The organism is Xenorhabdus griffiniae, assembly GCF_015163655.1.
Classification (GTDB): domain Bacteria; phylum Pseudomonadota; class Gammaproteobacteria; order Enterobacterales; family Enterobacteriaceae; genus Xenorhabdus; species Xenorhabdus griffiniae.
The window spans coordinates 1-1,246 of record NZ_JADEUF010000259.1 but is presented as its reverse complement, the minus strand read 5'-3'; the positions used below and the strand labels follow the sequence as shown (position 1 = coordinate 1,246).

Annotated in this window: 1 protein-coding gene; it reads left to right on the top strand. The window is 45.4% G+C overall.

All coding sequences use genetic code 11. From position 1 onward, the window contains the following. On the top strand, positions 1-1,233 hold a 1,233-nt coding region (locus IQ211_RS19340; protein WP_189761396.1), incomplete at its 5' end, for an IS4 family transposase. Between the last annotated feature and the right edge of the window lie 13 nt (positions 1,234-1,246).

Genomic DNA, 1,246 nt, shown 5'->3' with positions numbered 1-1,246 from the left:
CAATTTTTTAGTGATGTTTCTTTGCAAAAGATAGCGTTTGGCTGCGGATTTACTCAACGCATTAGAAATATTGAACCCCGCACATTGCTGCTTAGCCTGATTACGGCGCTCAGCACAGATAAAATCACCTCCATTGCCCAATTACATCAGAAGTTTAATGGCTTGTGCCCTGAGATTCGGCAACAAGTCAGTTACCGACCCTTTTACAATCAATTACGTAAACCGGCCTTTGAGGAATTTGTGAAAATTATTGTCAGGTTTGTCATGGCACAGTGGGTTGAAAAACACGTCGCGATACCGAAAAAATTAGCTCAATTTCAAAATGTTATTTTACAAGATGGGAGTTCATTTAAAGTGCATCCTGCGCTCGCGGAAGTTTTCCCCTCTCGATTCAAAACAACCTCTGCCGCCATTGAATGCCATATGACGATGTCGTTATTGAGCCAGACACCAACAGGAATGGCGGTGACGGCCGATACCGCGTCTGAACGCGCTCATTTGCCTGCACCGGCCACATTACGCGGGCAACTCTTGCTTGCGGATGCAGGATATCCGGCTTTTGATTATTTTGAACAACTCTCCCATTTTGGCGCGGCATTTATTGTCAGGGGAAGCCAATCGCTGAATTCTCAGATTATCACCGCGCACACTGGACAAGGGAAACCGCTGCGGAAACTGGCCGGAAAAACCTTAAAAGAAGTCACCCGCAGAACCAACCGTTCAGAAGTCTTGGATCTGTGCTGTCGGAGAAAGGGCTATGAATTCCGGATCATCCGTCGCTGGTTTGCAGAAAAGAAGCGGTTCTGTATTTGGCTGACAAACTTACCACCAGAGGAATTTACCGCGAATGACATTATGGACATTTATCGTTGCCGCTGGCAGGTCGAGTTGTTATTCAAGGAATTGAAATCACACACAAACTGGCACGGATTTACCACCCGAAAAGCGTCGTTAGTCACTGGGCTTGTCTGGTCAAGTTTGCTCGCGTTGCTGGTCAGGCGGACAATGGCAAGACGACTATTTCCAGACGCTTCTTTGCTAAAAGCAGCAAAAAATACGGATATGTGGTTACGGCCAATAATAGAAAATTTGATCCAACGAGCGTGGTCGGAAACCGGTTTTTTACTGGAAAAGGCGAGGGAATATTTATGCCGGAATGCTTTCAAAACACCGCAAAGAAAATCATGTAAAAACAAAACATTGGAGGCGTGTTTTGAAAGGCTTAATTCTTAAGATCCGGTATATG